Annotated in this window: 4 protein-coding genes; 3 read left to right on the top strand and 1 reads right to left on the bottom strand. The window is 70.0% G+C overall.

Going from position 1 to position 2,589, the window contains the following annotated elements:
- On the top strand, nucleotides 1-167 hold a 167-nt coding region (locus AC2VOK_RS02580), incomplete at its 5' end, for a peptide-methionine (S)-S-oxide reductase (RefSeq protein ID WP_428899089.1).
- A 21-nt stretch (nucleotides 168-188) separates the two neighbouring features.
- Here AC2VOK_RS02580 and AC2VOK_RS02575 read toward each other — a convergent pair.
- The gene (locus AC2VOK_RS02575) at nucleotides 189-1,508 is read right to left on the bottom strand and encodes a cytochrome P450 (RefSeq protein WP_428899087.1); all 1,320 of its coding nucleotides are present in this window, start codon (nucleotides 1,506-1,508) and stop codon (nucleotides 189-191) included.
- Nucleotides 1,509-1,652: 144 nt separating this feature from the next.
- Here AC2VOK_RS02575 and AC2VOK_RS02570 point away from each other — a divergent pair, with 144 nt between their 5' ends.
- The gene (locus AC2VOK_RS02570) at nucleotides 1,653-2,267 is read left to right on the top strand and encodes a TetR/AcrR family transcriptional regulator (RefSeq protein WP_428899088.1); all 615 of its coding nucleotides are present in this window, start codon (nucleotides 1,653-1,655) and stop codon (nucleotides 2,265-2,267) included.
- A 54-nt stretch (nucleotides 2,268-2,321) separates the two neighbouring features.
- The gene (locus tag AC2VOK_RS02565; protein ID WP_428899086.1) at nucleotides 2,322-2,534 is read left to right on the top strand and encodes a TOBE domain-containing protein; all 213 of its coding nucleotides are present in this window, start codon (nucleotides 2,322-2,324) and stop codon (nucleotides 2,532-2,534) included.
- Nucleotides 2,535-2,589: the final 55 nt, after the last annotated feature.

Genomic DNA, 2,589 nt, shown 5'->3' with positions numbered 1-2,589 from the left:
CGGGCCTGTGGCCGGGCAAGGTCGTCACCGAGGTCAGCCCGGCCGGCGACTTCTGGGAGGCCGAGCCCGAGCACCAGGACTACCTGCAGCGCTACCCGCACGGCTACACCTGCCACTACGTGCGTCCCGGCTGGACGCTGCCACGCCGGGCCACCGCCGACCAGTAGGTCAATCGGCTGGCGCCGCGCTCAGCGCCGGTGCACGACCACCCGCCCGCCGTCCTTCGGCGTGAACGCGACACCGCGCGAGTGCCAGCGCTCCCCGGGCGCGGTCGTCGTCTGGATGGTGAAGTGATGCAACACCGTTCGCAGCACCACGTCCATCTCCATGTTGGCGAACGCGGCGCCCACGCACCGGCGGGTGCCGCCCCCGAACGGGATCCAAGCGGCTGCCGGCGGCTTGTTGCCCAGATACCGCTGCGGGTCGAAGCGCTCGGGGTCGGGGAACACCTCGGGATTGCCGTGGATCTGCGAAATGCACACCAGAATCGAGTTTCCCTGCGGGATAACCCATTCGCCGAGCTGGTAGGTCGGCGGGTAAACGCGGCGGGCGGCGAAGTCGATGACGGTGCGGACCCGCTGCACCTCGAGGATCGCGGCCTGGCGCAGCTCGTGGCCGCCGGCGTCGGCTTCCTCGACCAGCGCCCGCAGCACGTCGGGGTGCCGGCTCAACCGCTCGAACGCCCAGCCCAGCGTGGCCGCGGTCGTCTCGTGCCCGGCAGCCAGCAGCGTGAGCAGCTCGTCGGCGATGTCCTTGCGCGACATGACCGATCCGTCCTCGTAGGTGCTGCGCAGCAGCAGCGCGAGCACGTCGGTCCGCTCAGCGAAGTTCGGGTCCGCGCGCTCGGCGTCGATCAGTCTGTCGATGATGACGTCGTAGCGGCGGCGCCACTCCCGCAGCCGCCCCCACGGGCTGTAACGGCCATAGGTGCGTCGGGGTTTCGGCAGCGCCGCCAACCGCGAGCCCAGCGTGACCCACGGCGGGATGAGCCGGCGCAGCTCGTCGAGTTCGGCGCCCTCGGCCCCGAACACCGCGCGCAAAATGGCGTTGAGGGTGATCCGCATCATCGCGGGCAGCGTCGCGAACGGCGCACGCTGCGGCCAGTCCGCGATCTCGCGCAGCGTCTCTTCTTCGATGATGCTCTCGTAGTTCTTCATGCTCTTGCCGTGGAACGGCGGCGCCAAAAGCCGCCGCCGTTGCCGGTGGTCGTCGCCTTCGAGCGCGAACACCGACCCCGAGCCGAACAGCCGGCTCAGGTTCGGCTGGATGTTGCCGAGCACCTCGGGGCTGGTGGTGAAGACCTGCTTGGCCAGCTGCGGATCGCTCACCACCACCGGGCGGCCGTAGATCGGGATGCCGACCGTGAAGACCCGGCCGTACCGGCGCGTCAGTCGGTTGATCATCGGCCGCCGGCACGTGGCGAACGCCAGGGCCTGCACCATCGCCGGCAGGCGCGTCGCCGGAGGTATCCGCACGGCCGGGGATGCTTCGGTGACCACTTCGCCCATGCGCTGCTGCTCCCAACCCTGGCCTACCCCCGCGGGGTGGTACCGCCATGTACCGCAGGTCTTTCCGGTGACGGTACTTTGTGGTACCACTTCCTGACAAGGGTGTCGCACTCACCGAAAGGGGCGCCGGCCGTGACCTCAGCACTGACGGCGGCGGCCGGCCACGCGGTACCCGACCCGGGGGCCGAGGCCGATCCCTTCCGGCTCAGGCTGCTCGAGGGCCTCGCCGCCTCGATCGACGAGCGCGGCTACCGCGCCAGCACCGTCGCCGACATCGTCCGCAACGCCCGCACGTCCAAACGCACGTTCTACGACCGGTTCACCGGCAAGGAAGCCTGCTTCCTGGAACTGCTGCAGGCCGACAACGAGAGGCTCGGGCACGGCATCGCCGCGGGCGTCGACCCCGAGGCCGACTGGCATCTGCAGATCCGCCAGGCCGTCGAGGCCTACGCCGCACACATCGAGTCCCGGCCCGCCCTCACCTTGAGCTGGATCCGCGAGCTGCCGTCCCTCGGGGCGATCGCCCGGCCCGTGCAGCGCCGCGGAATTCAACTGCTCTCCGACCTGCTGATCGACCTCAGCGCCAGCCCGGGGTTCCGCCGCGCCGACCTGCCGCCGCTGACCGGGTCGCTGGCCGTGATCCTGTTGGGCGGGCTGCGCGAACTGACCGCCCTGGCGATGGAGGACGGACGGCCGGTCCGCGACGTCGTGGAGCCCGCCGTCGACGCGTCCATAGCCTTGCTCGGCCCACGCGGCTGAGACGACTGGCCCGCTAAGCTCAGCGCAGTCACCTCATCCCCCTGGAGGCCCGCCATGCGGCTATCGACCCGGAACCAACTCAAAGGCACCATCACCGAGGTCAACCTCGGCAGCGTGATGGCGATCGTGAAAGTCAAGCTCGACGGCGGGGAGCAGATCGTCACGTCGTCGGTGACCAAGGACGCCGCCACCGACCTCGGCCTCGCGGTCGGTCAGCCCGCGACGGTGTTCATCAAGTCCACCGAGGTCACGATCGGCGTCGAGTGACGCCGCGGCTCTCCGCCACCCTTCGCGACACATAAACCACACACACGACACGCCG

It is taken from the genome of Mycobacterium sp. TH-M116, assembly GCF_057473685.1.
This window is presented reverse-complemented; position numbering and strand designations above follow the sequence as displayed.

What these genes read in the sequence shown, in the direction of transcription:
- AC2VOK_RS02575 (WP_428899087.1), bottom strand. Translation starts at nt 1,508, where the DNA reads ATGGGCGAAGTGGTCACCGAAGCATCCCCGGCCGTGCGGATACCTCCG.
- AC2VOK_RS02565 (WP_428899086.1), top strand. Translation starts at nt 2,322, where the DNA reads ATGCGGCTATCGACCCGGAACCAACTCAAAGGCACCATCACCGAGGTC.